General features: G+C 70.8%; 25 protein-coding genes. 8 read left to right on the forward strand and 17 right to left on the reverse strand.

Features of this window, described 5'->3' with window-relative positions:
* Positions 1 to 67: 67 nt before the first annotated feature.
* Together U5C87_RS17235 and U5C87_RS17240 are read right to left on the reverse strand one after the other, a co-directional pair.
* Positions 68 to 550 (reverse strand): hypothetical protein, encoded by a 483-nt coding sequence (locus U5C87_RS17235; protein WP_330473723.1) that lies wholly within the window; start codon positions 548 to 550, stop codon positions 68 to 70.
* A complete protein-coding gene (locus U5C87_RS17240; protein ID WP_330473724.1) occupies positions 547 to 2,961 on the reverse strand; it encodes a molybdopterin oxidoreductase family protein in 2,415 nt (804 codons plus the stop codon). Before U5C87_RS17240 ends, U5C87_RS17235 begins: the two co-directional genes overlap by 4 nt.
* Positions 2,962 to 3,178: 217 nt before the next feature.
* Here U5C87_RS17240 and U5C87_RS17245 point away from each other — a divergent pair, with 217 nt between their 5' ends.
* A complete protein-coding gene (locus tag U5C87_RS17245; RefSeq protein WP_330473725.1) occupies positions 3,179 to 4,366 on the forward strand; it encodes a zinc-dependent alcohol dehydrogenase in 1,188 nt (395 codons plus the stop codon).
* Between the two features lie 192 nt (positions 4,367 to 4,558).
* Here the strand turns inward: U5C87_RS17245 and U5C87_RS17250 are convergent, their stop codons facing one another.
* The 9 genes from U5C87_RS17250 to U5C87_RS17290 all read right to left on the reverse strand — a co-directional run bounded on the left by U5C87_RS17250 (position 4,559) and on the right by U5C87_RS17290 (position 11,370).
* Positions 4,559 to 5,380 (reverse strand): hypothetical protein, encoded by an 822-nt coding sequence (locus U5C87_RS17250; RefSeq protein WP_330473726.1) that lies wholly within the window; start codon positions 5,378 to 5,380, stop codon positions 4,559 to 4,561.
* Positions 5,380 to 6,609 (reverse strand): NRAMP family divalent metal transporter, encoded by a 1,230-nt coding sequence (locus U5C87_RS17255; RefSeq protein WP_330473727.1) that lies wholly within the window; start codon positions 6,607 to 6,609, stop codon positions 5,380 to 5,382. The genes U5C87_RS17250 and U5C87_RS17255 overlap by 1 nt, the downstream gene beginning before the upstream one ends.
* Positions 6,606 to 7,112 (reverse strand): hypothetical protein, encoded by a 507-nt coding sequence (locus tag U5C87_RS17260; protein ID WP_330473728.1) that lies wholly within the window; start codon positions 7,110 to 7,112, stop codon positions 6,606 to 6,608. The genes U5C87_RS17255 and U5C87_RS17260 overlap by 4 nt, the downstream gene beginning before the upstream one ends.
* Before the next feature lie 575 nt (positions 7,113 to 7,687).
* The gene (locus tag U5C87_RS17265) at positions 7,688 to 7,885 is read right to left on the reverse strand and encodes a hypothetical protein (RefSeq protein ID WP_330473729.1); all 198 of its coding nucleotides are present in this window, start codon (positions 7,883 to 7,885) and stop codon (positions 7,688 to 7,690) included.
* Positions 7,886 to 8,059: 174 nt separating this feature from the next.
* Positions 8,060 to 8,545: a hypothetical protein gene (locus U5C87_RS17270; RefSeq protein ID WP_330473730.1), complete on the reverse strand. Its 486-nt coding sequence runs from the start codon at positions 8,543 to 8,545 to the stop codon at positions 8,060 to 8,062.
* 16 nt (positions 8,546 to 8,561) lie between these two features.
* Positions 8,562 to 9,845 (reverse strand): MFS transporter, encoded by a 1,284-nt coding sequence (locus U5C87_RS17275; RefSeq protein ID WP_330473731.1) that lies wholly within the window; start codon positions 9,843 to 9,845, stop codon positions 8,562 to 8,564.
* The gene (locus U5C87_RS17280; protein ID WP_330473732.1) at positions 9,845 to 10,654 is read right to left on the reverse strand and encodes a sulfite exporter TauE/SafE family protein; all 810 of its coding nucleotides are present in this window, start codon (positions 10,652 to 10,654) and stop codon (positions 9,845 to 9,847) included. Before U5C87_RS17280 ends, U5C87_RS17275 begins: the two co-directional genes overlap by 1 nt.
* A 115-nt stretch (positions 10,655 to 10,769) precedes the next feature.
* Positions 10,770 to 10,937, reverse strand: coding sequence for a hypothetical protein (locus tag U5C87_RS17285; RefSeq protein WP_330473733.1), 168 nt, complete (start codon positions 10,935 to 10,937; stop codon positions 10,770 to 10,772).
* A 106-nt stretch (positions 10,938 to 11,043) separates the two neighbouring features.
* The gene (locus U5C87_RS17290) at positions 11,044 to 11,370 is read right to left on the reverse strand and encodes a rhodanese-like domain-containing protein (protein ID WP_330473734.1); all 327 of its coding nucleotides are present in this window, start codon (positions 11,368 to 11,370) and stop codon (positions 11,044 to 11,046) included.
* A 189-nt stretch (positions 11,371 to 11,559) separates the two neighbouring features.
* On the opposite strand from U5C87_RS17290, the gene trxA reads away from it, so the two are divergent.
* Both trxA and U5C87_RS17300 read left to right on the forward strand, forming a co-directional pair.
* Positions 11,560 to 11,937: a thioredoxin gene (gene trxA / locus U5C87_RS17295; protein ID WP_330473735.1), complete on the forward strand. Its 378-nt coding sequence runs from the start codon at positions 11,560 to 11,562 to the stop codon at positions 11,935 to 11,937.
* A gap of 63 nt (positions 11,938 to 12,000) precedes the next feature.
* Positions 12,001 to 12,264 carry a metal-sensitive transcriptional regulator gene (locus U5C87_RS17300; RefSeq protein WP_330476713.1) on the forward strand — a complete coding sequence of 88 codons (264 nt, stop codon included), beginning with the start codon at positions 12,001 to 12,003 and terminating at the stop codon, positions 12,262 to 12,264.
* A gap of 121 nt (positions 12,265 to 12,385) precedes the next feature.
* Here U5C87_RS17300 and U5C87_RS17305 read toward each other — a convergent pair whose 3' ends face one another.
* The 3 genes from U5C87_RS17305 to U5C87_RS17315 form a co-directional block, all read right to left on the reverse strand.
* Positions 12,386 to 12,943, reverse strand: coding sequence for a rhodanese-like domain-containing protein (locus U5C87_RS17305; RefSeq protein ID WP_330473736.1), 558 nt, complete (start codon positions 12,941 to 12,943; stop codon positions 12,386 to 12,388).
* Between the two features lie 217 nt (positions 12,944 to 13,160).
* On the reverse strand, positions 13,161 to 14,531 hold the full coding sequence (locus U5C87_RS17310; RefSeq protein WP_330473737.1) for an MBL fold metallo-hydrolase: 1,371 nt from the start codon (positions 14,529 to 14,531) through the stop codon (positions 13,161 to 13,163).
* A gap of 190 nt (positions 14,532 to 14,721) precedes the next feature.
* The gene (locus U5C87_RS17315; RefSeq protein WP_330473738.1) at positions 14,722 to 16,101 is read right to left on the reverse strand and encodes an MBL fold metallo-hydrolase; all 1,380 of its coding nucleotides are present in this window, start codon (positions 16,099 to 16,101) and stop codon (positions 14,722 to 14,724) included.
* 201 nt (positions 16,102 to 16,302) lie between these two features.
* Between U5C87_RS17315 and U5C87_RS17320 the strand changes: the two genes are divergently transcribed.
* Positions 16,303 to 17,031, forward strand: a complete 729-nt coding sequence (locus tag U5C87_RS17320; protein WP_330473739.1) for a DUF2202 domain-containing protein — start codon at positions 16,303 to 16,305, stop codon at positions 17,029 to 17,031.
* A gap of 4 nt (positions 17,032 to 17,035) precedes the next feature.
* Here the strand turns inward: U5C87_RS17320 and U5C87_RS17325 are convergent, their stop codons facing one another.
* Both U5C87_RS17325 and U5C87_RS17330 read right to left on the reverse strand, forming a co-directional pair.
* On the reverse strand, positions 17,036 to 18,181 hold the full coding sequence (locus U5C87_RS17325; protein WP_330473740.1) for a sensor histidine kinase: 1,146 nt from the start codon (positions 18,179 to 18,181) through the stop codon (positions 17,036 to 17,038).
* The gene (locus U5C87_RS17330; protein ID WP_330473741.1) at positions 18,178 to 18,906 is read right to left on the reverse strand and encodes a response regulator transcription factor; all 729 of its coding nucleotides are present in this window, start codon (positions 18,904 to 18,906) and stop codon (positions 18,178 to 18,180) included. The genes U5C87_RS17325 and U5C87_RS17330 overlap by 4 nt, the downstream gene beginning before the upstream one ends.
* Positions 18,907 to 19,369: 463 nt before the next feature.
* Between U5C87_RS17330 and trxB the strand changes: the two genes are divergently transcribed.
* Positions 19,370 to 20,467 (forward strand): thioredoxin-disulfide reductase, encoded by a 1,098-nt coding sequence (trxB, locus tag U5C87_RS17335; protein WP_330473742.1) that lies wholly within the window; start codon positions 19,370 to 19,372, stop codon positions 20,465 to 20,467.
* Between the two features lie 357 nt (positions 20,468 to 20,824).
* Here the strand turns inward: trxB and U5C87_RS17340 are convergent, their stop codons facing one another.
* Positions 20,825 to 21,790: an alpha/beta hydrolase gene (locus tag U5C87_RS17340; RefSeq protein WP_330473743.1), complete on the reverse strand. Its 966-nt coding sequence runs from the start codon at positions 21,788 to 21,790 to the stop codon at positions 20,825 to 20,827.
* Positions 21,791 to 22,145: 355 nt separating this feature from the next.
* On the opposite strand from U5C87_RS17340, the gene U5C87_RS17345 reads away from it, so the two are divergent.
* The 3 genes from U5C87_RS17345 (at position 22,146) to U5C87_RS17355 (ending at position 26,685) form a co-directional block, all read left to right on the forward strand.
* Entirely contained in the window at positions 22,146 to 23,480 is a 1,335-nt protein-coding gene (locus U5C87_RS17345; RefSeq protein WP_330473744.1) for an NAD(P)/FAD-dependent oxidoreductase, read from the forward strand.
* Positions 23,477 to 23,731, forward strand: coding sequence for a hexameric tyrosine-coordinated heme protein (locus tag U5C87_RS17350; protein ID WP_330473745.1), 255 nt, complete (start codon positions 23,477 to 23,479; stop codon positions 23,729 to 23,731). The genes U5C87_RS17345 and U5C87_RS17350 overlap by 4 nt, the downstream gene beginning before the upstream one ends.
* 137 nt (positions 23,732 to 23,868) lie before the next feature.
* Positions 23,869 to 26,685, forward strand: a complete 2,817-nt coding sequence (locus U5C87_RS17355) for an ATP-binding protein (protein ID WP_330473746.1) — start codon at positions 23,869 to 23,871, stop codon at positions 26,683 to 26,685.

Here is a 26,685-nt window from a genome sequence, read left to right on the forward strand (position 1 = left end):
CACGACCCGCAGCTCGGGCTGTGGGCCCGAGCCGCCATGGTTGGAGGCTCGTCCTGCGCCGCGGAGCTCACACGACCAGCGCCTGCGTCGAGGACTCCTTGATCTTCGAGTTCGCCCACGTGGCTTGGCGTTTGGTGTCTGCCTGACATGCTGTCGCCAGCGCGAGCAGGTCGTCGTGGACGATGGCCTGCGCTGCCTGGCCGATCATCTCCCAGTCCGTCAGCACGCTGGAGGCGCGCAGGTAGACCTCCCGAAGGTCGCGCACCATGACGAGCTCCATCTGCGACGTTCGAGCGCTGCGTTCGGACACCCAGCGACGAGCCTGGTCGGCGACCGAGGGCGAACCGTCCGCCGAGGGGTCCAGGTCCTCCCCGAACTCGCCGGCGATCGCGGCGATCTCGCGCACGTGTCGCGCACTCCACTGGGCCAGGTCCCGGCCGACGTAGTAGACCTCGTGGTCGGCACGGTGCTTGTCCGCGATCCTCAGAAGGGTCTGGCACAGCTCGTTCTCGTCGTGGTGCAGGTCCCTCAGGACGGTGCCGATCCTCATCGTGACGCGCCTTCCGTGGTCTCGGCGGACACGCGCGCAGAGGCGGCGATGTCCGGTGCAGGTGCCGGAGTGCCGTCGCCGTCGGCGACCTTGCGGACGGAGCAGGCAGCGGTCTTGAAGATCGGCTGCTTCGAGGCCGGGTCCCACATGGTGGGAGTCAGCTCGTTGGCCGCCCGACCGTGCTCGCCGGGGCGGTGGCCGAGCTCGGTGTCCCAGTAGCCGTAGTGGAACGGGAGGAAGGCCACCCCGGGCCGGATTCCACTCACCCGCACCCGCGCCCTCACCTCCCCGCGACGGGTGCGGACCTCGGCGACGTCACCCTCGCACAGGCCATGGGTGCGCGCGTCGTGCGCCGACACCTCCACCCACACCTCGGGCGCCGCCGCTTGGAGCTCGGGCGCCCGTCCCGTGCGGGTCCGGGTGTGGAAGTGGTAGACCGTGCGCCCTGTGATCAGCTGGAGCGGATGCGCCTCGTCGGGCAGCTCGTGCGCGGGTCGGTAGTCCGCCGCCTTGATGACGGCCCGACCGAACGGGTTGAGGGCGCGATACTCCCCAGCCTCCACGGGCGCACCGGTCTCGAGATCCCGCCCGTAGGTCTCGCACTCGTCGGGAGCAGCCCAGAAGACCCCGCCCTCGTAGAGGCGCTCCGTTCCGTCGGGCGCTGCCTCCGTGCAGGGCCACTGGATGCCACTGGCCCCACGCAGCTTCCCGTAGCTGAGCCCGCTGTAGTCGCAGGGTCTCCCTCGGCTGCACTCGCGCCAGGCGTCGAACGCCTCCTCGGGGGTCGACCACGGGACGAGCGGGTCACCGTCCCTGTCCTGCAGACCCATTCGCCGGGAGAAGTCGGCGAAGATCTCGAGGTCCGAGCGCGCCTCGCCCGGCGGATCGACCGCCTTCTCCGACAGGTGGACGGTGCGGTCGGCGTTCGTGAGGGTGCCGGTCTTCTCGTGGGACGCCGCGGCGGGCAGCACGACGTCGGCGAGCTGCGCCGTCTCGCTGAGGAAGATGTCCTGCACGACAAGGAACAGCCGCTCCTGGGAGAGGACCGAGCGCATGCGCGACAGCTCCGGCATCGACACCGCTGGGTTGGTGCCCGACACCCACAGCAGGCGGATGGAGCCGTCCTCGGCGTAGCGCATGATCTGCATCGCGTGGGTCGGCGGGGTGGCGTGCGGGATCTTCTTCGGGTCGAGGTTCCACACCTTGGCGAGATCCTCGACGTGGGCCTGGTTGCTCCAGTTGCGGAAGCCGGCCATGTCGCCGTCTGCACCGCACTCGCGGGTGTTCTGGGCCGTCGGCTGCCCGTTCATCTGCAGGATGCCGCAGCCGGGACGCCCGATCATGCCGCGCAACAAGTGGACGTTGTTGACCTGCACCGCAGCTGCGGTCGCCTGGTGGGACTGGTAGAAGCCCTGGAGCACCGTCGACAGCAGCGCGTCCGCCTCGCCGATGAGGCGGGCGGCGGCCCGGACGTCGGCCGCCGGCACGTCACAGATGGTGCCGACCACCTCGGGGGTGTATCGGGCGACGAGCTTCTCCAGGTCCGCGTAGCCGACGGTGTGCGCCTGCACCCAGGCGTCGTCGACGTGGCCGGACGCGATGATCTCGTGGAGCAGCCCGTTCATCAGCGCGACGTTGGTGCCCGGACGTGGCGCCAGGTGGACCGTGGCGTGCTCGGCCACCGGCGTGCGGCGCGGGTCGACGCAGATGAGGGCTGGTGGGTCGTCACCCGCAAGGCGGTCGAGCATCCGCATCCAGAGCACGGTCTGGGTCTCCGCGACGTTGTGCCCGAAGAGCGCGATGACGTCGGCGTGGTCCACGTCGGTGTAGGAGCCGGGCTGGCCGTCACTGCCGAAGGACTCCTTGAGCGCCTCGGCGGCCGTGGCCGTGCACAGTCGGGTGTTTCCGTCCACGTGGTTGGTGCGGATCCCGCCGTGCGCCACGAGTGCCAGCGTGTAGTACTCCTCGAGGAAGAGCTGACCGGTGGTGTAGAAGCCGACGGCACTGGGCCCCTGCTCCTCGAGGAGCTGCTTCGTGCGGCCGACCACTGCGTCCATGGCCTCGTCCCACGAGCACTCGACCAGCCGGCCATCGCGTCGGACCAGCGGCGTGGTCAGGCGGTCCGCTGAGTGGGTCGACTGCCAGCCGAAGAGGTCCTTGGGCCCCAGCCGTCCGTGGTTGACCCGGTCTCCGGCCCGGCCACGCACCCCGACGACGCGCCCGTCACGCACGGCCACGTCGAACGCGTCGCCGTTGGAGTGCAGCGTGGACGCCGACCTGACCCACTTCTCCACCTCCTGGTCGGTGGTGCCGGCCGCGAGGTGCTGGTCCGTTCGTTCGGGCCAGCGGCCACCCCTGGCATACGGGGTGCGGTCTCCCCAGACATCGATGATGCGATCGTGCGTGGGCACAGCGGCTCTCCTCATGGCGTCAGGCCGTCGGCGAAGCGGCGTCATGAGCCGGCCGCGCGGCCGACCCGTCGCGCCTCCCTTACCCCCGGAGCGGCCCTCGCCCCGCATCGCGTCGAAGATCCCGAGAAAGCCGTTACGCCACTGCAGTGATGGGCACGGGGGAAGCATCATCGGGCTCAGAGTCTGGCCCGACCGCTACCAGCTACGGAGCCGTCACATGAGAGCAGTCACCTGGCAGGGGAAGCAGGACGTCCGCGTCGAGGACGTGCCCGACCCCCGGATCGAGGAACCCACCGACGCGATCGTCCGACTGACGACCACCAACATCTGCGGGTCGGACCTGCACCTCTACGAGCCCTTGGCGGCCTTCATGACGCCGGGCGACATCATCGGTCACGAGCCGATGGGGATCGTCGAGGAGGTCGGCACAGAGACCGGCGACCTCAAGGTCGGTGACCGGGTCGCCATCCCGTTCCAGATCTCGTGCGGGCACTGCTGGATGTGTTCGGCCGGGCTGTTCACCCAGTGCGAGACGACGCAGGTCCGCGACCAGGGGACGGGCGCGGCCCTCTTCGGGTACACCAAGCTCTACGGCCAGGTGCCCGGAGCCCAGGCCGAGTACCTCCGCGTGCCGCAGGCGCAGTTCACGCACATCAAGCTGCCCGAGGGTCCGCCGGACGACCGCTTCGCCTACCTCTCGGACATCCTGCCCACCGCGTGGCAGGCGGTGGAGTATGCCGCCGTGCCCGACGGAGGCACGCTCGTCGTCCTCGGTCTCGGGCCGGTCGGTGACTTCGCGTGCCGCATCGGCGCGTTCAAGGGATACCGCGTCATCGGCGTCGACCTCGTCCCGGAGAGGCTACGACGAGTGGCCGGCCGCGGGATCGAGGTCCTCGACCTCGCCGAGCACGAGTCGGACCTCGGTGATGTCATCCGCGACCTGACGCAGGGGCGAGGGCCGGACGCCGTCGTCGACGCGGTCGGCATGGAGGCCCACGGCTCGCCGGCGACCAAGGCGGTGCAGAAGGCTGCCGGGCTCCTCCCACGATTCATCGCCGCACCTCTCCAAGAGGTGGCGGGGGTCGACCGTCTCGGGGCGCTCTACTCCGCCATCGACATCGTCCGCCGCGGCGGCACGATCTCGCTCAGCGGCGTCTACGGTGGGGCGGCAGACCCGTTGCCGATGCTCACCCTCTTCGACAAGCAGATCCAGCTGCGCATGGGCCAGTGCAACGTCAAGCGGTGGGTCGACGACATCATGCCCCTGCTGTCGGACGACGACCCCCTCGGGGTGGACGACTTCGCCACGCACCGACTTCCACTCGAAGAGGCGCCCGAGGCGTACAAGGCGTTCCAGGAGAAGAGGGACGGGCACATCAAGGTGCAGCTGAAGCCGCACGGCTGAGGTGGTCCGCGTCACCCGCCCGAGGGGCGCCGAGCGCGGCGCTGTCGCCTCGGCGGCAACGGTGGACAGGACTAGAGACCTGCTGGCGACAGGACTGCCACCATCGGCCCAGGTGCACGGCCTTGAAACCACAGTGCCGTGCACCCCGGGCTCCGCCCTGACGTGACTCGGTGGCGCGTCATGCGTCATGCGTCATGCGTCGTGCGGATGTCGCGCGCGAGCCGAGCTCCGAAGTGTCAAGTTGTCGTCCGGGGCGTCCAGCCCCGCAAGGTGCTCCACCTCCACGAGGCGATCGTGCTGCTGCCACGCACGAACCAGGCGACGCACCAGCCACGGACCTTGTCGCCGGTCGACGGAGTAGCCGAGCTGGGAGGCCGCCAGATGGCGGGTGAAGATGACCCAACGGACCTGCAGCGCCCTCTGGGGACCTTCCCGAGGGGCACCGAGACAGCGCAGCTCACTGACCCGCCCGGCACGTCGGCCATCCGGCGTCAGGACGTCGCGTCCCAGGATGCTGCTGATCCCTCGGGCTCCCCTCAGCGGCACCCGCGCCGGTGGCTGCGGGCCCGAACCCGTCTGAGTAGGCGAGGAGGGGCTCCCGCTGAGGGTGAGGTCGTCCGCGCCGGAGGTCGCCCATGGCAGCCGCGACACGACGTGCTCGCGCAGCCACCACTCCAGACCGAACGAGCTCGTCAGAGCCTGTGCAGCAGCGGGGTCGACGTGCACCGCGGAGTCGATGGAGGTCACGTGCTCGATGGGGATGACGACAGGCAAGGGGTCCGCGGCCGGGTGCAGCCGATGCCACACGGCATACACCCACTCACCCAGCAATCCGGGAAGGCGCCCGCTCAGTGCCGCAGGCCCGACCATGATGCCGGTCACCGACCACTGCGTCCCGCCACCGACGACCTCGAGGTCGTCGACGTTGCCCAGCAGCTGCTGGTCCGGACCGACGATCTGGTGGTCCAGCAGGCGGAGCACGACGTCTTGTGCCTCCTCGGCACGCAGGGACATCACTGGCCCGCCCTCGTGACGATCATCAGCGGGATGGCAGCGAGAGCCGCGACGAGGATCAGCACGAGGTACGCCGTCCCGAGGAGGTTGGCGAAGCGGCCGTTGACGTGACTCCCCATGTACGTGCGGTCGTTCGCGACGACCAGGATGGGGAAGTACGTCAGCGGTAGGGCCACGGCGCTGAAGACCACGGAGTACTCCGTCAGCATGATCGGGTCCGCGGTGGTCAGCAGCAGACCGACGGCGATCACCGTGGAGAGCAGCACGACGGTGTGGAAGCGCGCCGCCCGAAGAGGGGTGACGTACTTGCCCCACTGCCAGCCCAGGTACTGGGCGATGCTGTACCCGACGGACAGTCCCGTCTCGCAGGCGGCCCCGAACGTCGCGGCGAAGAATCCCAGCAGCACGAGGGCGACACCCAGCACGCCCAGGGCTTGCCCCACGGGCATGCCGATCTGTCCGAGGCTCTCCACCTGGATGCGCTGTGGCTGGTAGACGACGGCAGCCACGGCCGCGATCGCGACGGAGAGCAGACCTCCCAGCGGGAAGCCGATGAAGACGTTGGCCCGCATCGTGCCCAGGTCGTCGGTTGTCCATCGCTCCTCCACTCCCCCGGACGAGAAGAAGAAGACCTCGTAGGGGGTCATGGCAGCACCGAACAGAGCGATGGCGTAGTAGAAGTAGGTCGTGTGGCTCTCGTCGTGCGGCACGAACGGACGGGAAGCCTGACGCCACAGGTCCGCCCAGTCCGGTCCGAGCTTCCACAGTGCCACCGCGAAGACGACCAGTGCGAGCCCCGCAAGCCCGAACGCGTTCTCCAGCACCGAGAACTTGACTCTCCAGAGGACGATCCACACGGCCGCACCCACGACCGGCATCCACAGATAGGGGTTGACGCTGGTGGCGAGCTGAAGGGCCAGGGCCACACCACCGATCTCTGCGGCGAACGTCAGCAACGTGACCGCCATGGACGCACCGAGGTTCAGCAGGCCCATTCGCGGACCCAGCCGCTCGCGCACGAGGTCGAAGGTGGCGCGGCCGCTCACGGCGGCGACCCTTCCGCTCATCTCCGCGAAGGCACAGATGCCGATGATGCCGACGACCACGACCCAGGCCAGGGACAGCCCGAACCTGGCCCCGACGAGCCCATTGGTCACGAGGTCGCCGATGTCGACGAATCCGCCTATGGCGGTGAGGATTCCCAGGGCGACGGCGAAGAGCTTCTTCACGAAAGTCGCTCCGCCCGTGCCTCCAGACGGTCGGCGAGGGCCCGCAGGCGGATCACGCTCTGCGCCATCCCGGTCCGGTCCCCGTGGCGCACTGCGATGCGGGCATCGGCCAGCGCATCGCCGGCGTCCGAGAGCAGGTCCCCGACGTCCTTGCGCAACCGGACGTCGCTCGAGCCCGGAGGGTCCACCGAGCCGAAGCTGTCCTCCACCGGACCGATGGCGTCCTCGCTCTGGGTGATCACGGTGTCCGCGAAGGGCCGTGTCAGTCGTCCCTCGAGGAGCCCCTCCACTGCGACGGCGCCGGTGCGGGTGTCACTCACGGCCGAGTCCAGCGCCTCGATCGCGTTGCGCTGGAAGGCTCCCGAATCCAGCGCCGGTGCGACGCAGGCAGTCAGAGAGGCGGTTGCCAGCGCGGCCGCGAACGCTGTGGCACGGGGCCACCCCCCGCGTGAGCGCGGCTCGCCATGGACGAGATCCGGCGGGCGTGCGGCCGGCATCGTCATCGGTGGCTCCGTAGCAGCCGCCACGTCAGATAGCCCAGACCAAGGACGTAGAGCAACCATCCCCCGCCAAGTGCGAAGCCCTCGGTCATGCCCTCCCCCTACCCAGTCAGTCGCGGTCGGGTTCGTCACTGTCGTGCACTCTCAGGAGCCGACAGAGCTCGTCGGCGCGAGCGCGGAGTGCATGGAGCTCGGCGGAGTGGGAGTCGATCCAGCCACTGGAGGTCGGCACGCTCCCCGCGTATCCCGCTGGCATTCCACCCCGTTCACGGACGGTGAGAAGACGGATCTCGTCTTCCACCTGAGCCAGTTCTCCGATGAGCTCTCGCACCGACTTCTGCACGTCACTCGAATACCCCGCACCGGGAGGGTGTAACGGAGGGCCGCGCGAACGCGCGGTGACGCTCGTTGCCTCACGGGCAGCGCCCTCTCTCCGAAAGACGATCGGGTATCTCCGCCGCCGGAGAAGCGCACCGGGAGACCGTTCGCCTTCGCGCAGCGTCACTCCGTGAGGACTGGCGACCACCGCGAAACGGGGATGAGGGGCGTCGCGCTCCCGGGACCTCGTCCGGATGAGGTCAGGAGTCCCCGCCCTCGCCGACCGGCCCGCTGTGCCAGCCAGGCAGCTCGTCGTGTCTGATGCGGAAACGCCTCAGGTCGTCCTCGTGCTGCTCCGTGTCGACGGGGTCCGGGAGCTCAGCCTCAGCCTGCTGCGCTTGCTCGTGGTCGCCCCGGTTCTCGAGGATCTCGACGAGCTGTCGCCTCTCAATCTCCATGCTTCCTCCTGGCCGTCGTGCCGGGGCCGTCGTGGCTCCGAGTCCTGTTGTGGGTACCCACTCGGGCGCACTCCAGCCGGCCCCGCCATACGGATGTCGACGAGGACGACATCCGTATGGGTCGCCACGTTGGCCGAACGCAGCGGACCCGAGGCACCCTGGCGGCCGGGACCGTCAAGGGTCGTAGCTTCGATGGGGGCCGGACGGATCCTCCGCATCGTGACCCCTGCCGCTCGGTGCATGCTCCCGCGAAGCGGCACGTCGAATGGCGACGACCCCGGCCACGAGCGCCACTGCGACCGGGGCGACCCATACCGGCACGTCAGCAGTCCACGCCGCCACCGCGTCCTGCGCGCCGAACTCGAGGGCGGAGGAGTCGAGCGTGAGGATGGCACCGAGAACCGGCCCCGAGCAGAACCCCGCCAGACCGTAGACCGCACCGAGCACCAGGGTCGAGAGCCAGCGGCCACGGGCCGAGGACGCACCGGCCACTCCGGACGCGGCTCGCCCGGACGCCGCAGCGAGCACGCTGGACCAGCGGCCTCCGAGACTGAGGGATGGCAGGACGATCGTCAGGACACCCATCGCGATGAGCAGCCAGCCGGCGACCGAGGCTTCTTCCGATGCCGGCCGGCGACTGCGGCCGGTGGCGGGACTCATGCTGCCATCCCCGGCGTCAGGACCTGGGATGGTGGCGGGTCTCGTACATGCGCATGACCACGACGAGCCCGGAGAGGGCGGTCAGGGCGGCGACGACCCAGACGGCAGCGCGCACCCCGAAGGCATCGGCGACGACTCCAGCCAGGACTGCGCCGGCGGCGAAGCCGGCGTCGCGCCACAGCCGGTAGGTCCCGACGGCCCGGGCGCGCCAGGCGGGGTGTGCGACGTCGCCGATGGCGGCCAGCAGGGTCGGATAGACCATGGCGGTGCCGGCCCCGAGCAGGCCCGCAGCGAATGCCCAGAGGGGGAAGGAGTCGACCGCGGCGATGACCGCCAGAGCCCCGGCCTGCAGCATCATCCCCGAGGCGATCATCCCCTTGCGCCCGACACGGTCCGACAGGCCACCCGTGGCGAGCTGCCCGAGGCCCCACACGGCCGGGTAGATGGCCGCGAGGATGCCGATCTTCGCCACGGACAGACCGGCGCCGGCGAAGAGGATCGGGAAGACGCCCCAGGCGAGGCCGTCGTTGAGGTTGTTGACCAGCCCGGCCTGGCTCGCCGCGGACAGAGCCGGCTCGCGGAAGCTGGTCTGGGTGAAGACCTGCCGGTTGGTCAGCTCGCCGTGCAGGTGGTCGTGGCGACCGTCCGGGCGGCCCACGTGGCCTGCCGCCTCGAGGCGGGCGTGACCGCGCGTCTCCTTGACCACCAGGGTGGACAGGCCGAGGCCGAGGGCAGCGTAGGCGATGCCGAGGAAGAACGGGACCGGGCGCAGGCCGTGGGCCTGCGCGAGGTAGCCGGTGGCCAGCGCCGTGACGGCCACGGCGGCATACCCGGCAGCCTCGTTGAACCCCATCGCCAGCCCGCGAAGGGCGGGGCCGACGAGGTCGATCTTCATGACCACGGTGGTGGACCAGGTCATGCCCTGGCTGACACCGAGCAGGATGTTGGCCGCGATGACCCACCCCCAGCTCGGCGCCCAGATGAGCAGCAACGGCACCGGGAGCGCGACGACCCAGCCGGCCACGAGCACCGGTTTGCGGCCGAAGCGGTCCATCCAGGTCCCGGCGACATAGTTCGTGGCGGCCTTGGCGAGACCGAAGACGAGGATGAACGCCAGCCCGGCCGTGTAGCCGGTCAGCCCGAAGACGTCCTTGCCCAGCAGCGGCACCACGGTGCGCTCCTGGCCGAGCATCCCGCCGACCAGGGCGTTGACCGCGACCAGCAGCACGAACTGCGGGAGGTTGGGGCGCAGCCCCAGCACGACGCCGCGCTCGCCCCGATGACCGGCGGTCTGCACCATCAGCCGACCAGGCCGAGCGACCGGGCGCCCGTGTAGAGCGCGACGAGCACGAGCAGCGTGGCGAAGGCGAGGGTGAGGTGCCGCGGGTTGGCGCGGCTGGCGATGCGTCCGCCGACGAGACTGCCGACGACGGCAGCAGCCGTGAAGACCCCGATGAGGCTCCAGTCGAGGTGACCTGCGCCGGAGCCGAGCCTGGCGGTGAGCGCCGTGGCGCTGTTGACGGCGATGACGAGCAGGGAGGTGCCGACGGCAACCGGCATCGGGAAGCCGAGGGCGAGCACGAGGGCGGGGACCAGGGCGAAGCCGCCGCCGACGCCGAAGAAGCCGGTGAGCAGACCGACGACCGTCGCGGTGACCACGACCTTGGCGACCCGCGGGCAGGCACAGCTGAAGGGGCGCAGTGTGAGCATGGGCTCGACGGTGGGGTCGATGGCGTGCGCCAGCTCGCGCGATGCCTTCACGGTGCGACGGATCATCAGGGCCGCCACGAGGAGCATGAGGGCGGCGAACGCGGTGAGCAGGGTCGTCGGGCGCACGGCTGTCGACAGCGCGGACCCGGCGAAGGAGCCGGCGGTGCCGAGGAGGCCGAACAGAAGCCCCTGGGTGAAGCGCACGCGCTTGGCCCGGGCGTGCGGCACCAGGGCGAGCAAGGAGGTGAGGCCCACGATGACGAGCGAGCTCGTCGTGGCCGTTCGCGCATCCTGTCCCAGCACGTAGACCAGGGCGGGGACGGTCAGGATGGAGCCGCCGCCACCGAGTGCGCCGAGCGACAGTCCGATGGCGATCCCGAGCGGGATGGCGATCAGCATGCGGGGTGGTCCTCTCGTGGGAGTGGTCGTCGGGACACCGGGTGTCCCCCGACGCTCCGCCGGTCAGCGGCTGCTGCGGCTGACCGGCGGTACGTCACGGTGTACGGGGCGCGGCTCAGCGGTTGAAGAGCTTCGAGAGGAAGCCGCCCGACGCGGACTCGCTCTTCTCGTGGCCGGCGCAGCGCTGGCCGGCGGGGACGTTGCGCATGACCTGGTCGACGTGCTGGCCGCAGCCGGCCCAGGTCGTCTTGCCGCAGGTCCGGCAGGTGGCGGGTCGACACATGGTGGTTCTCCTTGGTGTTGTCGGCGGGTGCCGGGGATGGGTTCCCGCGCAGGGCGCGGTGGGGGGTGATGGAAGGGGCGTATGCCGCGTGGCGGGTTTGCGTCGGTCAGGCTGCGTCGGCTCGAGCGCCTGTGACGACGGGCCGGCCGGAGCCGTGCCAGGCGCTGGTGCCGCCGTCGACGGACCGGGCATCGAAGCCCAGGCGCACGAGCAGGTCGGCCATGGCGCGGCTGCGGTTGCCGCTGGCGCAGATGACGTAGACGGGCTGCGCGACGTCCAGGTCTGCGGCGCGTGACGCCAGCTGGCCCATCGGCATGAGCCGGGCACCGGGGACGTGGCCGGCGACGTACTCGCCGGGCTCGCGGACGTCGACGACGACCGCACCGTCGGCACGGGCCGCGGCGAGCTCATCGATGGTGACGGTCACGGTCATGGAAGACTCCTTCAGTCTCGCAATGATACCCCTGGGGGTATAAGATCCATTTGAAGATAACCGAAGACGAGGCCTCGCGCCAATCGATGCACGTCTCGCAACATGGCCCACGCCCCAGGTGGGAATGAGTCGACCGACTCTCTCGTTGTATACCCCACCGGGTATAAGAACCTCTGTAAGGAGCACCTCATGACCACTCGTGACCTCACCAGCGCCGACTTCGAGTCCACCGTCACCGACGAAGGCATCGTGCTCGTCGACTTCTGGGCCTCGTGGTGCGGCCCGTGCCGCATGTTCGCGCCCGTCTACGAGGCGGCGTCGGAGCAGCACCCTGACGTCGTCTTCGGCAAGGTCGACACGGAGGCCGAGCAGCAGCTGGCCGGGGCCGCCGGCATCACCTCGATCCCGACGCTGATGGCTTTCCGCGAGGGCATCCTCGTCTTCAGCCAGCCCGGGGCCCTGCCCGCGTCAGCGCTCGAGCAGGTCATCGCCGCCGTGCGCGGTCTCGACATGGACGACGTGCGCCGCCAGGTCGCCGCGCAGCGCTCCGACGCGGCGTCCGTCTGAGACTGCTCCTGGCATGACAGCACCCATCCCCCACCCGCAGCACGACGAAGGACCGCCAGCATGGTGACGCTCGATCCCGACGACATGACTCCCGTCCTGAACCGCCTCAAGCGCGCTCAGGGCCAGATCGGCGGTGTCATCCGCCTCATCGAGGAGGGCCGCGACTGCCAGGACATCGTCACGCAGCTCGCCGCCGTCAGCCGCGCCCTGAACCGGGCGGGCTTTGCGGTCGTGTCCTCGGGCCTGCGCGAGTGTCTGGCCAATCCGGAGAGCGACTCGACCGCCGACCGGGAGCTGATGGAGAAGCTCTTCCTCACCTTGGCCTGAACGGCCATGCGGTTCGTCGGGTGCTGCCTCGGGCGCACACGGCTGCCGGTGAGCCGGTCGAGACGAATCGCCCCGGACGGGTTTCCGTCCGGGGCGATGTGTCACGTCGAGTGAAGGCCGATCAGGGCCGCAACGCGGCCAGGACCTCATCGATGCTGGGGGACGTGCGCCGGTTGTAGGGAAGCTTGGCCAGCATCATCCCCATCAGGCAGCTGTTCGAGATGGCCGCGAGGGTCAGACCTGCGCCGATGGCAGCAGCCACCCACTTGGCGCCGGGCACGAGGACCGACAGCAGCACGGCTGCCAGCACGATGGAGCCGGCGACGAGCCGGACCTGGCGCTCCAGCTCCCAGCGCGGCTGGGCGCGCACGACCTGCCGGTCGTCACGTTCCCAGGCGGCGAGCCCGCCGTCGAGCACGTGCAGGGTGGGCAGCGCGGCGCCCACCGACGCCAGCGACTCCTTGGCCTGCTCGGCGCGCGCGCCACTGCGGCACACGAGGACGAAATGGTCTTGGAGCTCACGGCTCAGCTCCTTGCGGTGCTCCTTGAGCAGGTCCAGAGGGACGTTGTAGGAGCCGGGGATGTGGGAACCGGCGAACTCTCCCGGCGTCCGCACGTCGATGAGAGTCGGGGCGTCGGGCTGCTGGAGCCACTCCTCGACGGCGGTCGCGTCGAGCACGGTGGGTCGTGTGGCAGAGGCGGTCGTCCGCGAAGTAGATGCAGGGAAGGGGGCAGACATGCGTCTCCTGAGGGGTTGGTTGGTGTGGGGGTCGCCCGTTCGAGCCGCGCGGGGGGGTGCGCGACTCGAACGGGCTGCGCCGCCCGGTCTTCGAGACACCGGTGGGCGCTGCACGGGGTCGGCTCTGGGGGAAGGACCCGACCCCGGGTCTGTGGTGTCAGACGCGGGCGTCCTCCACGACGGGAAGGGCGGCGTCCTTGACGTGCTGGTCGAAGTCGTCGTCGACGAGCACGACGTGTCGACCGTCGGCCGCGAGGACCGAGGCGGCGATCGAGGCGCGGTAGCCACTCGCGCAGTGCACCCACGTCTCCCCTGAGGGCGCCTCGTCGAGGCGCTCGAGCAGCTGGTGGATGGGGATGTTGACGGCGTCCTCGATGTGCGAGGCGGCGTGTTCCGAGGCGCGCCGCACATCGAGGACGGCCACCTTGCGGTGGTGGCGCACCTGCTCGAGGTCGGCGAAGGTCGCACGCTCGTATGCGCCGGGCGCGCCCTCGCTCCAGTCCCGCGGTCCTCCGGTGGCGCTGCCCTGCAGCTCGTCGATGCCGATGCGGACGAGCTCGCGCTGGGCGTCGGCCACCTGCTCGGCGGACTCGCCCAGCAGCGTCAGGGGGGTGCCCCACGGGATGAGCCAGCCGAGGTAGGTCGAGAACTGGCCGTCCAGGCCGATGTTGAGACTGCCGCGCACGTGGCCGGCGGCATATGCGGTGCGGGTGCGCAGGTCGATGACCCACTCCCCCGCCTCGAGGCTGCGAGCAATGGCCTCCTTGTCGACCCGACGGGGCTCGCTGAGGTCGGGCGCCTCTGGACCTCCGGCGTTGGCGGCCCCCATGTGGACGTAGTAGGCCGGGTAGTCCTCGAGCGCTGCCAGCACGTCGGCCACCCAGGCCTCCTCGGTGTCGGTGAGGGCGGCGTTGGCCTTCTTCTCGGCGCCGATCGTGGAGGAGTCGCCACCACCGCCCGATCCGGCCGAGCAGAAGCTGCCGAAGCCATGCGTGGGCAGCACGCTGGCGTCGTCCGGCAGCTCGTCGGCGAGCCGGTGGGCCGACGCGTACTGGTGGCGGACCAGCGCGTCGGTGTGCTCGGGCCCCAGCAGGTCCGGGCGTCCGGTGGTGCCGAAGAGCAGCGAGCCGCCGGTGAAGACGCCCACGTTCTCGCCGTCCTCCTCGAGCGCGTAGGACAGGTGCGTGAACGTGTGGCCGGGGGTGGCGATGGCCCGCACGGTCAGGGACTCCGACACCGCGACGGTCTCGCCGGCACGGATCGGGGTGCGCTCGAAGGACACCGAGTCCTCCGCGTTGACGTGGTAGCTCGCGCCCGTGGCACGGGCGAGCGCGAGCCCGCCGGTGACGTAGTCGTTGTGGATGTGGGTCTCGAAGACGTGGGTGATGGTGACGCCTGCCTGGGTGGCCGCCTCCGTGACCCGGTCGATGTCGCGCTGGGGGTCGACGACGAAGGCCTTGCGGCCGTCGTGCACGAGGTACGTGCGGTCGCCGAGGCTCGGCGTCTCGATCGTGATGATGCGGGGCATGCGGTTATCCCTCTCGTCTCGGCTTCGTTGCGTCCGAACGTCTTTCGCGAGCAACGCTCATCCCAACTGGTACCCCAAGGGGTATGCCGTCAAACCTCACACGGACCGGCCCGAGGGTCAAATCGGATCGACCCGGGCCATGCTGGCCCGGGTCGATCGGGCTGACACGCCGTCGTGCCGCCTGCTGCCGTCAGGAGGCGTTGGCGTGGGCGAGGTCCCAGGCGCCGTAGCCGCCGAGGATGTCGGAGACGTCCTTGAAGCCCCCCGCCCGCAGGAGGCTCGCCCCGACCGAGCTGCGCCAGCCACCCGCGCAGTACACGACCACCGGGCGCTCTGCGTCGAGCTCGTGGGCTCGGCGGCCCAGCTCGGCCAGCGGGATGTGCCGGGCGCCGGGGAGCATCCCGGCATCCAGCTCGCCGGCGTTGCGGATGTCGACGACCTGCACGTCGGCGCGAGCAGCCGCCTGGTCCACCTCGGCCACCGACAAGCGGCTGGCCCGGGCCACCTCCTCCTGGTGCGTCAGGAAGTACTCCTCGACGTCAGCGACGTAGCCGACCACGTGGTCGTAGCCGATGCGGGCGAAGCGGGTGGCCACCTCCTGCTCCTGACCCTCGGGGGCGATGACGACGATCTCACTCTCGGGCGAGAAGACCATGCCGACCGTCTCGGCCATACGCCCGTCGACGGGCACGTTGACCGAGCCGCGCAGGTGCGCCGCGGCGAACTCCTGCACGTCCCGGGCGTCGTGGATGCGGGCACCGCGGGCCAGGGCCGCCTCGACCTCGGCGCCGCCGAGCGCCGGCACGGTGGCGTCGATGTCCCGCAGATCGCGGGACTGCTTGTTGAGCGTGGCGTTGTAGACGAAATAGGCCGGCGCCGTGGGCTGCCCAGCAGTCACGACCTCGAGGAACTGCTCCTCGGACATCGGCTGGCAGGCGTAGTTGAAGCGGCGCTGCTCGCCGATGGTCGACTGGCGCTCGGTCGAGAGGTTCTTGCCGCAGGCCGATCCCGCGCCGTGGGCGGGGAAGACGCGCACGTCGTCGGGCAGACCCATGAGCTTGTGCTGGACCGAGTCGTAGAGCATCTGGCCGAGCTCGGTGGCGGTGACTCCGACAGACGCGAGCAGGTCGGGACGGCCGACGTCGCCGATGAAGAGGGCGTCGCCGGTGAGGACGCCGTAGGCCACCTCGTCGGCGGCATGCTCGAAGACGAGGACCGAGATCGACTCGGGGGTGTGACCGGGCGTCGTCATGATCTCGAGCGTCACGTCGCCCAGCGAGATCCGCTCGCCGTCGGCGAGCGACCGCACCGGGAAGTCGGTGACGGCGGCGTCCCCGTAGCCGATCCATGCACCCGTGGCTCGGGCGAGCTCGAGGTGGCCGGAGACGAAGTCCGCGTGGAAGTGGGTGTTGATGATGCCGACGATCGTCAGGCCGCGCGACTCGGCGTCGGCGACGTACTCCGCAACATCGCGTCGCGGGTCGACGACGACAGCCTGGCGGCTGTTCTCGTCGGCAATGAGGTAGGACGCCTGCGACAGGCAGTCGAGGTAGTACTGGGTGAAGATCACGGGTCCTCCAGGTCTGGCGGGAAGTTCTGAATCACCATAACAGGTACCCCCGGGGGTATGTGAAACCGGCAGTGGCCGCCTTCACGGAGGCTTCACATCCGGGCGCTTCGACGCTTCACTCGGGCCGCGTTCACTGAAGGTGTGAAGGACTCGGAGTGGCCGGGCCCACCGTCCGGAAAGGACAGGACCATGAAGACCTGGATGACTCGATCGCTGGCCGTCGCAGCAGCCGCCGCCGTCGTGGGGGCGGGCGCGGGAATCTCTGCCGCAGCCTCCCCTGGAGACGCCTTCGGAGCGCCCGCGAATGCGTCTGCCGTCGTGAGCAGCGCCACCGCGGCCGACGCGTCCCTGACTCAGCTGCTGCGCTTCGGCAGCGAGGAGGAACGGATGGCCCGGGACCTCTACATCGCGTTCGCCGCGCGCTACGGCGACGAGACTCCCTTCTCCCGCATCGCCACGAGCGAGCAGCGCCACCTCGACGCCATGGCGACGCTGCTGACTCGCTACGCCGTCGCAGACCCGGCAGCTGGCAAGACCGCCGGGACGTACGCCGACGCGACGATCCAGACGCTCTACGACCGGTGGCTGGCCCAGGGCAACGCCTCGCTCGCTGCCGCCTACCAGGTGGGCATCGCCTTGGAGCAACGCGACATCGCCGACCTCAAGACGGCCGTGACGAAGACGACCGCCGCGGACGTGCGGCAGGTCCTCGCCAACCTGCAGCGCGCGTCGGAGCGCCACCTGGCCGCCTTCCAGACCGCCGCCGCAGGCGGCACCGTCACAGGCCCGGGTGGTGGCATGGGGCCGGGCGCGAAGGGCGGCGGTCCCGCCGACGGGATCATGGGCAGGGGCATGGGAGGTGGCATGGGCGCACGGCTGGGTGCAACCGGACCCGACGGCACGTGCCCCAGGCTGGACGCCGCCAGCTGACGGCCTAGCGGTCGGTCCCGGGCGCGGATGCGGTCGGGACCGACGCAGTGGCGGTGAGGAGTGGCACGGTCGCGGTGAAGGTTGCGCCACGGCCGCGGCCGCCCGAGCTGGCTGTGAGCTCACCGCCGTGGGCGCGAACGATGCCGCGAGCCACCGTCAAGCCGATGCCGGAGCCCGACTCGGCACCCACGCTCCGGCGCCCCGGCACCCGGTAGAAGCGCTCGAACACCCGCTCGAGATCTGCGGCATCCAGGCCTTCGCCGGTGTCAGCCACCTGCACCAGCGCCTGTTCACCGCGCCGCGTGCACGTCACAGTGATGCGACCGCCTGGCGCGGTGGCCCGGATGGCATTGCCCACGAGGTTGGTCACGACCTGGGAGAAACGGTCCGGGTCGACCAGCGCCTCGACCCGTTCACCCGGCAGGACCTGCAGGTCGATCTCGGCGTCCTGCGCCTGAGGACGCATCCGTTCCGTGGCGCGGCGCACGAGCGTGCCGAGGTCGACGGGTTGAACGGTGACGTCCAGCCGGCCCTCCTCGGCACGGGAGAGCGCCGAGAGGTCGTCGGCGAGGCGGCGCAACCGACGGACCTCGTCGCTGACGCTCCCGAGAGATGTCGGCCCGGGCGGCAGCACGCCGTCGATCATGCCCTCGACGTAGCCGTCGATCACCGTCAGCGGGGTGCGCATCTCGTGCGCGAGCTCACCGAGCAGGCGTACGCGGCGCGCCTCTGTTCCCGACAGTTCGGCGCCGAGCCGATTGAGATCCGTGGCCAGCTCGGCCAGCTCGGTCTCGCGCGGAACCTCGACGACCGTGGCATAGTCACCGCCCGCCATCCGGCGCGCGGCGCGGGCCATGGCGCCCAGCGGGCGCAGGAGCCGCCAGGCGGCGACGGCGCCGAACGACGCGGCGGCCACGCTGCCGAGGATCGCCCCGACGAGGAGCGCCTGGTCGACCGAGTCGGCGAACTGGGTTCGCAGCGACGCCTCCCCTGCACGACCCAAGCCCATGCCGACGCCCGCGCCCGACCGGCTCATCGAGCTGTCGAAGAGCGTCGGCGCCAGCTGCCGCACGATGACGAAGGTCGCCACCGCGCCGATGAGGGCTACGAGAAGGTGCGAGAGGACCAGCCGGGCCGAGAGGCGGTTCATCGCGGGTCCTCCTCGGCCTCCGGGAGGAAGCGGTAGCCGACACCACGGACGGTTCCGATGACCCGTGGATCCGCGGCGTCATCGCCCAGCGCACGCCGCATGTTGCGGACATGCACGTCCACGACCCGCTCGTCCCCGAAGAAGTCGTAGCCCCAGACCTGCTCGAGAAGCTGCGCCCGGGAGAAGACGCGGCCGGGGCTGCGGGCCATCGCGGCCAGCAGGTCGAACTCCAGGGCGGACAGCTCGACCGCCGCCCCGCCCCGGCGCACCTCGCGCCGCCCCTCGTCGATGGACAGCCCGTCGAAGGTGAGCACTCCGGATCGGGTGCGAGAGAGGCTTCCGTCCCCGGTTGCCGCATCGCGCGGGGCACGGCGCAACACGGCCTTGGCGCGCGCCACGATCTCGCGCGGGCTGAACGGCTTCGTCACGTAGTCGTCGGCCCCCACCCCCAGGCCGACGAGCTTGTCGACCTCCTCCGAGCGGGCGGTCACGAGGATGACGGGCACCTGCGAGCTCTGGCGCAGAGTCCGCAGGACCTCGATGCCGTCGAGGTCGGGCAGGCGCACGTCGAGCAGCACGAGGACGGGGTCCTCCGAGCGCACCAGGCGCAGCGCGTCAGTGCCGTTGCCGGCTTCGGTGACCCGGAACCCGTCCGCCTCGAGGTAGGCACGGAGGACGGCACGGATCTGTTGCTCGTCGTCGACCACCAGGACCTGTCGTTCCATCGGCGCCTCTTTAAGCCAAGGTGTTGTGCCACCAATGATACCCTCGGGGGTATGCACGCCTCGGTAGTTCGCAGGTCATCGTGATCGACGACACCCGATCGCCCGATTCCAGCACCCTCGGCGCTGTCGCCGTCGAGCTCGCGCACGACACGGCTCGTCTGGCTGCCACTCGGGGCGGCGCACCGGATCGACGACCGACGCAGGTGGCGCATGAGGTGCTTGAGCGCTGGGAGCACGAGCACCGCGCACGAAGCGGGACGGCCTGGACGGCATACGTGGGCGGAGGATGCGCAGTCCAGTACCCGGCTTGGGTGGCTTCGCGCTGGTCCAGCCTCAGCACTATGGCGACATGCCTGACCCCGACCAGCGCATCAGGCGGGCGCCGCGACACGGTCCCGGGCGAAGGGTTTGACCGGAGCTCACCTGAGACCGCTCCCAGCAGCTGCACAGAAAGGTGAACACCATGGCCAGTCCGGACACCGTCCGCAACGTCATCATCATCGGCTCCGGCCCCGCGGGCTACACCGCGGCCGTCTACGCCGCCCGCGCGAACCTCGAACCCCTCGTCTTCGAGGGCGCCGTGACCGCCGGCGGCGCCCTGATGAACACCACCGAGGTCGAGAACTTCCCCGGGTTCAAGGACGGCATCATGGGCCCGGACCTCATGGACGGCATGCGCGCCCAGGCCGAACGCTTCGGCGCCGAGCTCGTCACCGACGACGTCACCGCCCTCGACCTCTCGGGTGAGGTCAAGACCGTCACCGACGGCGAGGGCACCGTCCACCGCGCCCGCTCGGTCATCCTCGCGATGGGCTCGGCCTACCGCGAGCTCGGCCTGCCCCGCGAGAAGGAGCTGTCGGGCCACGGCGTCTCCTGGTGCGCCACCTGCGACGGGTTCTTCTTCCGCGACCAGGACATCGCCGTCGTCGGCGGCGGCGACTCCGCCATCGAGGAGGCGACCTTCCTGACGAAGTTCGCCCGCACCGTCACGATCATCCACCGCCGCGACGCCCTGCGCGCGAGCAAGATCATGGCCGACCGCGCCCACGCCAACGACAAGATCCGCTTCGCCTGGAACTCCGAGGTCGCCGCCATCCACGGCGAGGACAAGCTCTCCGGCGTCACCCTGCGCGACACCGTCACCGGCCAGACCCGCGAGCTCGCCATCACCGGCCTGTTCGTCGCCATCGGCCACGACCCCCGCAACGAGCTGCTCACCGCAGCCCCGGGCGAGAGCCCCGACGCCCGGGTCGGACTCGACGACGCCGGCTACGTCCTCGTCGACGGCCGCTCCACCCGCACCAACGTCCCCGGCGTCTTCGCCTGCGGCGACCTCGTCGACCACACCTACCGCCAGGCCATCACCGCCGCAGGCTCCGGCTGCGCCGCGGCCCTCGACGCCGAGCACTACCTCGCCGCGCTCGAGGACACCACCACCCCGGCCGAGGCCGCTGCCGAGGCCGCCGTCATCGACGAGACCGACTCGGTCCGCGGGGACATGGAGGCGATTCCGGAGTCTTCCGGTCCGCATGCGGACACCACGACCTGGGTGCGGGTGTGAGCAAGCACCGCGAAGCCCGGTGAACGCCGGAGCAGCTCACCGCCGGAGTTGGCGCAGACTCGTCGACTGAGGCTGCACCGACCGCTGAGACACCTACTGGTGCTGGTGACGCCGCCTCGTCAGCCACAGGGGACGGCGTGGGAGGCGGCGCCGCCTCTCACGTACCCAGCGCGGCCGTCTCGACGCACCGCACCCGTCACGGTGAGTCCGCCAAGACCGTCCAGGTCAGTCGAGTCCCGAAGTGTTGGTGTACGACACCGGTAGCGGTGGCCGACTCGGGCAGGGCAGACGCCGAAATGCCGAGGTCGCCGCCGGGCATTCCGGCGGCGACCGACCGCAGCTGACGAGACGTGGCAGTCAGGAGACGGCGCGCGCCGCCTGCTCGACGATGTGGGTCACCGCGTCGGGGTGCGAGACCATCACGTCGTGAGCGGACGCCACCGTGGCGATGTGGGCCCCGGCGCGCGAGGCCATGAACTGCTGGGCCGCCGGCGGGATGGCGTTGTCGACCATCGTGATGAGGTCCCAGCTCGGCAGGGACTTCCACGCCGGCTCCCCGGAGGGCTCGAAGTTGGCCGTGGCCGTCAGCGGACGCTGGGTGCGCGCCATGACCCTGGCCCGCTCAGCCGAGACGTCCCCGGCGAAGACGCGTCGGAACGCGTCGAGCGAGATGTAGATGTCGACGTCCTGGCCTCCGGCCGCGGCCGGGTTGGCGGTCGGGCGAACGATCGTCGTGTCGGGACCGAGGAGGGAACCGGGGAACCGGGTCGGGTCGGCCGCCGTGGCGATGCTCTCCCCAGCGTCAGGGACGAAGGCGCCGGCATAGACGAGGGCGCGCACGTTCGGCACCCCTCGCGCGGCGTTGGTGATCACGGCGCCGCCGTAGGAGTGGCCGACGAGGACGATGGGACCCGGGATGGTCTGCAGGACCGAACGCACGTAGTCGGAGTCGAACGTCAGGCCGCGTAGCGGATTCGCCACCGCCACAGTGGGATAGCCGTCTTCGGTCAGCTGCGTGATGCTCTGGCTCCACCCGCTCGAGTCAGCGAAGGCGCCGTGGACGAGCACGACCGTCGGCTTCGCCGAACGGGCGCCATCAGGTCGGGCACCAGCAGGCACGGCATGTGGGGCGGCCCCGAGCGCGGCCCACCCGGGGGACGTCCCCGGGTGCGTTGCTGCCGCCGCCGCGCTCTCCCCGGCTGCTCGCGAGGAGCCGGGGGCCACGACGGCGAGCGCCGTGGCCAGCAGCACCACGAGTGCGAGAAGGGTGTACCGGCGGCGCCTGTCAGTCTGGCTCAGCGGCACTGTCTGTGTTCGGATCACGGCATCCTCCTTGGAAGTCCGCGGGGCGGAACCGCCCCGTTGGCAGGGAACGTAGGCCCGCGCCCGCCATCCCGGCTTGCGTCAAGTGACTGAGAGCCGACGCCGCGGTTCTCACACCCGAACAGCCCAGTCGGCCTCCCCTTCCTGGTCTCCCCCTCGAGGAGCAGCGCAGTCAGGTGACTCAAGCGACCGCCTCGACTCCATCCCTAGCGTCGGTGCAACCAGCACGTGGCCCGTGGGCCGGTGCCACCAGGACCATTCGCAGGAGGCGACATCCGTGACTCTCATCGACAGAGTGAACCGAGCAAGGAGCGCGACCCGGCGCGTTTCGAAGGCCGCCGGCTCCGATCCCGGCGTGGCCGATCCGCACCGGGTGGTCGTGATCGGTTCCGGCTTCGGCGGCCTGGCTGCTGCCCGCGCCCTGGACCACCGATCGCTCTCCGTCACCGTCATCGACCGGACGGCTCATCACCTCTTCCAGCCGCTGCTCTACCAGGTGGCGACGGGAATCCTGTCCGAGGGAGAGATCACGCCGCCCACGCGGGAGATCCTGCGCCGGCAGGCCAACACCCACGTGGTCGTCGGCGAGGTGACCGACATCGACCTCGACACGCAGGTCGTGAGCTGGCGCAACGGCGACCTGACCATGGAGACGCCGTACGACAGCCTGATCGTCGCGGCCGGCTCCACGCACTCCTACTTCGGCAGCCCCCAGTTCGCCGAGCACGCGCCCGGGATGAAGTCCGTCGATGACGCGCTCCGGATCCGGGGAGCCGTCTTCGGCGCCTTCGAGACCGCTGAGCTGCTCACCGACCCCTCAGAACGTATGCCGTGGCTGACCTTCGTCGTCGTCGGCGCCGGGCCCACCGGGGTCGAGATGGCGGGCCAGCTGGTCGAGCTCTCCCGTCGCAGCCTCGATCGGAACTTCCGCACCTTCGACCCGGCGAGCGCCCGGGTGGTGCTGGTGGAGGCCGGCCCGCAGGTGCTCAGCACCTTCGCGCCCGCCCTGTCGAAGAGGACCCTGCTGGACCTGCGACGGCTCGGCGTCGACGTGCGCCTCAACTCTCAGGTCGTCGACGTCGACGAGTTCGGCGTCACCGTCGGCAGCACCACAGGCTCTGGCACCGAGCGCATCGAGGCGCGGACGAAGGTCTGGGCTGCCGGCGTCCGGGCCTCTCCACTCGGCGAGCGGCTCTCCGGCGCGACCGACACGCCCCGGAACCGTGCCGGCCAGCTCGCCGTCCTTCCCGACTGCAGCCTCCACGGCCACCCGGAAGTCTTCGTCGTGGGCGACATGATGCACCTGCCGGTGCCCGCGGTGGCGCAGGTGGCGATCCAGTCCGGACGCTTCGCGGCTCGGCAGGTCCTCGCCCGCTCGCAGGGCCGCCCCACGGAGGCGACCTTCCGCTACCGCGACAAGGGGAACCTCGCGACCATCTCGCGGTTTCGGGCGGTGGCGAGCATCGGTCGGCTGCACCTGACCGGCGCCCTCGCCTGGCTGCTGTGGCTCGTCGTCCACCTCATCTACCTCGTGTGCTTCAAGAACCGTCTTCTGGTGCTCATCCACTGGGGCATCAGCTTCCTCGGCAGAGGCAGACAGGAGCGCACCGCGCCGCAAGCTGCCTCCACACCCCACCCCATCGCGACACCCGTCGACGCTCCATCCCTCTTCGAAAGGCAAGCGACATGAACCGCGTCCCCGACTCCGAACTGACCCTCGTCCCGGGAGGCACCCTCATCACCGAGACCCCCGAGCAGGGCCGCGCCCTGGCGCTGGCCATCGCCCGGCACACCATCCACAACCTCCAGCCCGACCTCGACGTCCTGGTCGCCGGACGACCGAGGTACGCCTCGGACCCCCAGGCGCTCATGCGGGCCGGGCACGTCGTCGCAGTCGAGTTCGCGACCATCGCCGCGGCCAACGACTACTGGCGCGGGTGACGAGCGGGTATGCCGTCCAGCCTTCGTTGACAAGCAGCCCCACGCTGGGAGACTCGTAGCGCGCGACCGCGTGGGTCTGGGCATGGTGGGCGACCCCCGTAGGAGCTTCGCGCCTCGGCTCGAGGGCGGTGACACCTGTGGAGGGAACACCCACCACGACGCTGATCGGGCGCGACGACGACCTCGGCGCGGTCACCGAGCTCCTGGACCGCCTCGTCGCGCCGGACGACGACATGGCTGCCGAGGGTCCCGGGCACGAAGGCCGCCGCCCGGGAGGCGGGGCCCTGATCTTCGTCGGCGAACCCGGGATCGGCAAGACGGCCCTGCTGCAGGCCGGCTTCGCCGCGGCTCAGGGCCGGGGCCTGCACGTGCTGCACGGCCACGGGTCCGAGTCGGAACGGCACCTGCCCTTCGCCGTGCTGTTCGACCTCGTTCACCCGATCCTCGATCACGGCCGCGCCCTGTCGCCGGTGCACCGGACGTCTCTGTCCCAGGCGTTCGGTCTCGAGCCGTCGACCCAGCCCGTGGAGCCCTTCTTCGTCGCGCTCGCCGCCCTGGAGCTCGTGGTGGAGGCGGCGACGCCCCGCCCGTTGGTGCTCGTCGTCGACGACGCCCACACGGTGGACCAGCCGAGCCGCGACGTCATCGCCTTCATCGCACGCCGGCTGGCTGCGGAGCGGGTCGCGCTGCTGCTGGCGACCCGGCCGGACGCGGCCATCGAGCTGGCGGCGTCGGTCCCCGACACCGGCATCGTCCTGCGGACCCTGCGCACGCTGGACCTGGAACAGTCACGACGCCTCGTGCACCTCAACGAGCGGCGCTTGCCGCGCGGCGTCGAGCAGGCCGTGCTGCGCCAGGCGGACGGAAACCCACTGGCGCTTCTGGAGCTTCCGCGCGCCCTGCGCGGTGCCGGTGGCCTGGACGTCGACTGGACCCATGACCGGGCACCTCTCACCAGCCGCCTCGAGATGAGCTTCGCCGCACGCCTGGACGACCTCGGTCCAGTCACTCGGACCCTGCTCGCCATCCTGTCGGTCAACGACAGCAACCTGCTCTCGGAGGCGGCTGCAGCCTTGGCCCTCAGCGCAGGACGCGAGCTGCTGCACAGCGACATCACACCAGCGGTCAGGGCCGGGCTCGTCACGAGCGACGGCACGCTGGTTGGCTTCCGGCATCCGCTCGTGCGCTCCGCCGTCTGGCAGGCGACCCCGGTCACGGAGCGCGCCTCCGCGCACGAAGCGCTGGCACGTGTGACGGCCGCCGACCCGGACCGGTCCGTGTGGCATCGGGCGTGTGCGTCGCTGCAGCCCGACGAGGCACTGGCCCAGGCGCTGGAGGCCGCCGCGCTTCGGGCGCTGACGCGCGGGGCGCCGGGGACCACGGTGCAGTGGCTCGAGAGAGCCGCGGAGCTGTCCCGTGAGGACCGGCGGGCCCAGCGACTCCTGCGAGCGGCCGAGGTGGCCTTCGAGCTCGGCCGCCCCATGACGGTGCGCCGGCTCATGCAGCAGGCGCAGGTTCCCGGGCTCGGGGCCGCCGAGCGGGCGCGCCTGCTGTGGCTCGAGGGTGCCTTCGACGACGGCACTCCCGGTGACGCCGACGGGGTGAGGCGACTCATCGCCTCCGCCGCGTCGGCACGCGACCGCGGCGAGCCGGACCTGGCGATCCACCTGCTGCACGGCGCAGCCACGAGGTGCTGGTGGGGCGAGCCGGGGCTGGACGTGCGGTCCGCCCTGGTCGACACCGCCGCCAGCCTGCCGCTCGAGGCCGGTGACCCGCGCTATCTCGCCACCGTCTCCGTCGCCGGCGACTTCGACCGCCACGGCGAGGTGCTCACGTCCGTCGCCCGGTGGGCCGAACGGGACACGGTCACCGCGCTGCAGCTCGGCAGTCTCGCTCGGGCCGCCTTCGTCACGGCGGACTTCGACCGGGTGCTGACCTTCTGCAGCCCGGCCCTCATCGAGCTGCGGCGCCAGGGCCGGCTCGGCTCCCTCGCCCAGGTGCTCGTCTTCCAGAGCTTCGCGGCGATGTACACCGGCCGCTGGGACATCACGCGTGTGGCCGCGGACGAGGCACGGCGCCTGGCCGAGGAGACCCAGCAGCCGGTCTGGCTGGCCTGCGCCATCCTGGGGCAGGCCAACCTGGCGGCGCTGCGCGGAGAGTCCGAGGCGGCTCACTCGGTGCTCAAGGAAGCCGAGCGCATCGCCGTCCTCACCGGCAACGGTGCCCTGCTCAACGGCGTCCTGCTCTCGCGCGGCTTCGCCGAGCTGGGTCGCGAGCGCCCGGCCGAGGCGTATGCGCACCTGCGTCGGATGACCGACCGCACCGACGCGGCCTTCCACCGCACCCAGCGGGCCTGGGCGGTGGACTATCTCGCCGAGGCGGCCGTGGGATGCGGGGAGACCGACGACGCACGCGGCATACTCGCGTCTCTCGAGGAGGAGATCGGCGGCGCGCGCTCCCCCGGCGTCATCCGGGCCGTCAGCTACGCCCACGCCCTGCTCGCGCCGGAGGAGGAGGCGGCCGCTCGGTTCGCGGACGCGTACGACCTCGGCGCGACGGCCTCGCCCTGGTACCGCGCCCGGCTGGACTTGGCCCGCGGCAGCTGGCTCCGGAGGCACCGACAGGTCACGGCGTCGAGAACTCATCTGCAGTCGGCCTTCTACACCTTCGAGGCGCTGCATGCCCAGGGCTGGGCGCGCCGGGCGGCGCGGGAGCTGCGGGCGGGCGGCGCCAAGGAGGCGCTGACCGCCGAGGTGCCGCGGGCGGACTTGTCTCCGCAGGAGTGGCAGATCGCACAGCTCGCGGCGGCGGGACTGTCCAACCGCGACATCGGACAGCAGCTCTACCTGTCGCACCGGACCGTCGCCTCGCACCTCTACCGGATCTTCCCCAAGCTCGGCATCACCTCGCGCACGCAGCTGCACGCGTACCTCCAGGAACGCCAAGAGCTCTGA

The organism is Terrabacter sp. C0L_2 (genome assembly GCF_036352015.1).
Taxonomy (GTDB): Bacteria; Actinomycetota; Actinomycetes; order Actinomycetales; family Dermatophilaceae; genus Terrabacter; species Terrabacter tumescens.